At 42.3% G+C, this 5384-nt stretch carries 2 protein-coding genes and 1 pseudogene; all 3 read left to right on the forward strand.

What is annotated here, in order from left to right:
- The first annotated feature begins 267 nt into the window (after positions 1-267).
- Entirely contained in the window at positions 268-3513 is a 3246-nt protein-coding gene (hsdR, locus tag M4I42_RS16225; protein WP_268853098.1) for a type I restriction-modification system endonuclease, read from the forward strand.
- The gene (locus M4I42_RS16230; RefSeq protein WP_268853099.1) at positions 3514-4992 is read left to right on the forward strand and encodes a class I SAM-dependent DNA methyltransferase; all 1479 of its coding nucleotides are present in this window, start codon (positions 3514-3516) and stop codon (positions 4990-4992) included.
- Positions 4989-5384 (forward strand): annotated as a pseudogene (locus M4I42_RS16235) (hypothetical protein); the annotation flags it as partial. The gene M4I42_RS16230 and the pseudogene M4I42_RS16235, both read left to right, overlap by 4 nt.

Consider the following 5384-nt stretch of genomic DNA (forward strand, 5'->3'; position numbering starts at 1 on the left):
GTCTATCAGAAATGGAGAGAGGCAAGATAACGAACGAATGTTCGAGCACTGATGTCCAACGTCACTCCCTGGGCTTTTTTGTCTATTTTTTTGGTTCGTATACCTAAAAAAGAGATTTGTTCCATTTTCGGAAATAGAGATGACATAGGTCATAAGCATAAAAAGGGTTTTATGGATTATCAATCCATCAAAATTACAAAATATAAAATATATGGTAAAATGAAGATGATAATTGGACAATGAATAATAAAGAATGGTGGGAGGTATATGTCGCATAACTTTCGCTTTTTAGAAGAAAAGTGGGGAGTACTTGCAAAAGTTGGGGAAACGGCAGAACGGAACGTATATGAAAACCCAAACGTAACAATCAGCGAACTGCGGAAATTTGCCGAAACGATGACGAAGTATATTTTAGCATTGGAAGAAATTCGCGAAGAAAAAGGAACGGATCAGCAAGAACGACTTAAAGTGCTTTTTTATGACCAAATCATCCCAAAAGAAATATACGACTTATTTACGGCCATTCGTTTAAAAGGGAATTTAGCGGTACATAACCCAAGCTATGGGGAAGTAGAGGAAGCAAAAGCGTTATTACATATGGCGTTTCGCATCGCTGTCTGGTTTATGGAAGTGTACGGCGATTGGTCATTTCAACCACCAGCATACGCCGATCCAGTACCACGTGCCAACATGCACGAAGAAGAACTACAGCGCTTGATTCAGTCTTATGAACAAAAACTTTCCCAGCTAGAAACGGAGCTTGAGAAAATCCGCAAAGAACAACTCTATGTCCCAAGCGAAGAGAAACAAAAACGGCGTGAACTTTCACAACGAGCAGTTAGCCATATGGAATTGACCGAAGCGGAGACACGCATTCTTATTGACCAACAGCTACAGGAAGCAGGCTGGGATGCCGATTCGGAGAATTTGCGATTTTCGAAAGGTGCTCGTCCACAAAAAGGACGGAACATGGCGATCGCTGAGTGGCCGTTACAAAATGGCTACGCGGACTATGCTTTATTTGTTGGACTGGAATTGGTCGGGATTATTGAAGCAAAACGAGCAAGCAAAGATATTCCATCCGATATTGAACAAGCAAAAAAATACGCGAAGTCGATTGTTCGCCACGGCAATGAAATCATTCACGAACCGTGGGGCGATTATTTTGTCCCATTTCTTTTCGCGACAAACGGCCGTTCTTATTTAAAACAATTAGAACAAAAATCAGGCATTTGGTTTTTAGATGCGCGAAAATCAACGAACCATCCGCGCCCGCTACAAGGGTGGTATACGCCGCAAGGATTAAAAGAGCTGCTTGCTCAAGATATTGAACGTTCCGAGCAGCTGTTGCGTGATGAAAAGTTCGACTATTTAAAATTGCGCCCTTATCAAGTAAAAGCGATTCAAGCGGTTGAAAAAGCGCTCGAAGAGAAAAAACGCAACATTTTAATCGCGATGGCGACGGGAACAGGGAAAACGAGAATGGCGATCGGGTTAGTTTACCGACTAATTAAAGCAAACCGCTTCCGCCGCATTTTATTTCTTGTGGATAGAAAAGCGTTAGGCGAACAAGCCGAAGGGGCATTTAAAGAAAGCAAGCTTGAAAACTTCTTAACGTTTACGGAAATTTATCATTTGCAGTCGTTGTACGACCAAAAACCAGACAACGAAACGAAAGTGCACATTGCGACGGTGCAAGGAATGTTAAAACGCATTTTTTATAACGATCGGTCAGAAGACGTTCCGCCAATTGACCAATACGACTGCATTATTGTCGATGAAGCCCATCGTGGATATACGTTAGATAAAGAAATGGATGAAGTGGAACTGCAATTCCGTGACCATCAAGATTATGTAAGCAAATACCGCAAAGTGCTCGACTATTTTGACGCCGTTCGCATTGGGTTAACAGCGACGCCAGCATTGCATACGACCGAAATTTTCGGTCCGCCTGTGTTCACGTATTCGTATCGGGAAGCGGTCATCGACGGGTATTTAGTCGATCATGAGCCCCCTTACCAATTTGAGACGGTGCTAAAAAAAGAAGGGATTACGTGGACAAAAGGGGAAACGGTCGATGTGTACGACACGGTGTCAGGAACGATTTCACAAGAGTATTTAGAAGACGAAGTGAATATCGACGTGGCGCAGTTTAATACAAAAGTCATTACCGAAAGCTTTAACCGTGTCATTATTCGTGAATTGACGAAATACATTTCCCCTGACGATGAAGGAAAAACATTGATTTTTGCGGCGACGGACGATCATGCCGATTTAGTCGTGCGCATTTTAAAAGAAGAATTTGAAACAGTATATGGGGCAGTCGAAGATCAAGCCATTATGAAAATTACGGGTTCGATTAAAGACCCTTCTGGCGCCATTCGCCGCTTTAAAAATGAAAAATACCCAACGATTGTCGTGACAGTCGATTTGTTGACGACAGGCATCGACGTCCCCGCCATTACCAACCTTGTATTTTTGCGCCGAGTACGTTCGCGCATTCTGTATGAGCAAATGCTAGGACGTGCGACAAGGAAATGCGACGAGATTAAAAAAGACCATTTCAACATTTTCGATGCGGTCGGGATTTATGAGTCGTTAAAACCGTATACGAGCATGAAACCAGTAGTGACACGACCGAATATCTCGTTAACACAACTCGTCGAAGAATTAGAGAGCATAGAGAAGCAAGAACATCTCCAATATCAAAAAGAACAAATTATCGCGAAAATACAGCGGAAAAAGAAAACATGGTCAGAGCGTCAACACCAAGACTTTCACGTGCTATCTGGCGGAAAAACGGTCGATGAATTTATTGATTGGATAAAAGACTTGCAGCCGGAGCAATTACCTGTAGAATTAAAAGAGTACAAATCGATGTTCCGCTATATGGACGAAAATCGCTACCGAGAAAATAAGCAATTTATTTCGAACCATGAAGATGAACTGATTGCAGTAAAACGCGGATACGGCAACGCAGAAAAGCCAGACGATTATTTGCAGTCATTTGGCGAATTTATTCGCAACAATATGAACAAAATTCCTGCACTCATGGTCGTTTGCCAACGTCCTACCGAATTGACAAGGGAAGAATTAAAAAAGCTTTTACTTGAATTAGACCAGAAAGGATTTTCTGAGAAAAAGCTGCAAGCGGCATGGCGAGAAGCGAAAAACGAAGACATCGCGGCAGATATTATTGCTTTCATTCGCCAGCAAGCATTAGGCGACCCGCTCATTAGCCATGAAGAACGAATTAAAAACGCGATGAAGAAAATTTATCAAATGAAAGCATGGCCGCCGGTGCAAAAGAAATGGCTCGAACGCATCGAAAAGCAGCTGTTGCAAGAATACGTCCTTCATCCCGATCCAGAAAAAGCGTTTGAATACGAGCCATTTAAGAGCCATGGCGGATTTAAGCAAATCGACAAAATTTTCGACGGACAACTCGCGCAAATTGTCCGCGAAATTAACGTTAACTTATATAACTATCACACAAAGAAGGAGCAAGCCTAAATGAACAACCGAGAAATTGTGCAGAAGCTTTGGAATTTATGTAACGTTCTTCGCGATGATGGAATTACGTACCATCAATACGTAACCGAGCTAACGTATTTGTTATTTTTAAAAATGATGAAAGAAACAGGACGAGAGTATATCATTCCAGAAGCGTATCGCTGGGATTCGCTCGTGACAAAAAGCGGCATTGAATTGAAAGACCATTATCAACAGCTTTTACTTGCATTAGGAAAAGAAGAAAATGAATTGTTAAAGCAAATTTACACAGACGCCGCTTCGAACATTCGTGAGCCGAAAAACTTAGAAAAAATCATTCAATCGATCAATAGCCTTGATTGGTACAACGCGAAACAAGAGGGATTAGGTGATTTGTACGAAGGGCTTTTAGAGAAAAACGCGAACGAAGTGAAATCAGGAGCGGGGCAATATTTTACGCCTCGCCCGCTCATTGAAGTCATTGTCGAATTAGTGAATCCACAGCCAGGGGAACGTTGCCATGACCCAGCGGCAGGAACGTTTGGTTTTATGATTGCCGCCGATCGCCACGTTCGCAAGCAAACGGACGATTATTTCGATTTGTCACAAGAAGAAATAGAGTTCCAAAAATATAAAGCGTTCTCTGGTGTAGAGCTTGTCCGAGATACGCATCGCCTTGCGGTCATGAATGCACTGCTTCATGACATTCATGGGGAAATTGTATTAGGCGATACGCTTTCATCGTTAGGGGAAAGCTTGAAAAACTATGATGTTATTTTAACAAACCCGCCGTTTGGAACGAAAAAGGGCGGTGAACGTGCGACGAGAACAGACTTTACGTTTATGACATCGAACAAACAATTGAATTTCTTGCAGCACATTTACCGTGCGCTCAAACCGAACGGAAAAGCGCGGGCGGCCGTCGTCGTGCCGGATAACGTCTTATTTGAAGGCGGAGTCGGGGCGGACATTCGTCGCGATTTAATGGATAAATGTGAGCTCCATACGATTTTACGCTTGCCAACAGGCATTTTTTACGCCCAAGGGGTAAAAACGAACGTCTTATTTTTCACGCGTGGCACAAGCGATGTCGGCAATACGAAAGAAGTATGGGTGTACGATTTGCGGACAAATATGCCGTCGTTTGGAAAACGCAATCCGCTCACGAAAGAACATTTCGCCGACTTTATCAATGCGTATACAGCAGAAGATCGCCATCAAGTGCAAGATGAACGCTGGAACGTATTCACGCGCGAAGAAATTGCGAAAAAAGGCGACAGCTTAGACATCGGCTTAATTGCCGACGAATCGCTATCGATTTACGAAAACTTGCCAGACCCAATCGACTCAGCCGAAGAAGCCGTCGAAAAACTAGAACTAGCCATTTCCTTATTAAACGAAGTCATCGCTGAACTAAAAGCGGTTGAACAACCGAACAGCTACCAACCATCGAACAACACATTAAAAGTAGCAGAAACACCTGAGGTGCTGAAAAAATGAGCAAAACAAAACAAAAACCAATCGACGAGCTACTAAAAGAAGCACTAGTCCTAGAAGAAGAACAACCTTATGAAGTGCCGGAAAATTGGGTGTGGGTGCTATTCGAAAAAGTGGTCGTAAATATAAGCAATGGTAAAAGACAGATTCCTCAAAAAAATTATCAAGAGGCTGGAATATTACCAGTGGTAGATCAAGGACAAAGGTTAATATCGGGTTATACAGATAATGTAGAACTGAGTTTCTCTGGGGAACTCCCGGTTATTATTTTTGGTGATCATACAAGGTGTGTAAAATGGGTGGATTTTGATTTCGTTCAAGGTGCAGATGGAACTAAGATATTAAAACCTTTAGAATTAATATACCCTAAATATCTATATTATCTTTTACAGAGT

Origin of the sequence: Anoxybacillus sp. J5B_2022 (genome assembly GCF_026847645.1) — a bacterium.
Taxonomy (GTDB): domain Bacteria; phylum Bacillota; class Bacilli; order Bacillales; family Anoxybacillaceae; genus Anoxybacteroides.